Origin of the sequence: Mameliella sp. CS4 (assembly GCF_019392335.1) — a bacterium.
Taxonomy (GTDB): Bacteria; Pseudomonadota; Alphaproteobacteria; order Rhodobacterales; family Rhodobacteraceae; genus Antarctobacter.
Map to the genome: position 1 here is coordinate 1 of NZ_JAHXRQ010000087.1, position 659 is coordinate 659.

At 62.5% G+C, this 659-nt stretch carries 1 protein-coding gene; it reads right to left on the bottom strand.

Annotation, left to right across the window (positions count from 1 at the left end; genetic code table 11):
* Positions 1 to 659 (bottom strand): GTP-binding protein (locus KZZ07_RS26640; protein WP_219519937.1); only part of this gene is annotated, 659 nt, incomplete at its 3' end.

Below are 659 nucleotides of genomic sequence, written 5' to 3' on the forward strand. Positions count from 1 at the left end.
CCGGAGATCGAGAACACGTCCTCGATCGGCATCAGGAAGGGCTGGTCGACGGCACGTTCCGGCTGCGGGATGTACTCATCCACGGCGGCCATCAGTTCGCGGATCTTGTTCTCGCCGATTTCCGGGTCGCGGCCTTCCATTGCGGCCAGGGCCGAGCCTGCGATGATCGGAATATCGTCGCCCGGGAAGTCGTACTCGGACAGAAGCTCGCGGACTTCCATTTCCACCAGCTCGAGCAGTTCCTCGTCGTCGACCTGGTCGACCTTGTTCAGGAACACGACCATGGCGGGGATGCCCACCTGGCGGCCCAGCAGGATGTGCTCACGCGTCTGCGGCATCGGGCCGTCAGCGGCGTTCACAACCAGGATCGCGCCGTCCATCTGGGCGGCACCGGTGATCATGTTCTTGACGTAGTCGGCGTGGCCGGGGCAGTCGACGTGCGCGTAGTGACGGTTTTCCGTCTCGTATTCCACGTGCGCGGTCGAGATGGTGATCCCGCGGGCCTTCTCTTCGGGCGCGCCGTCGATCTGGTCATACGCCTGGAAATCACCGAAATATTTGGTGATCGCCGCCGTCAGCGTCGTCTTGCCGTGGTCAACGTGGCCAATCGTGCCGATGTTGCAGTGCGGCTTGCCGCGTTCAAACTTTTCCTTTGCCAT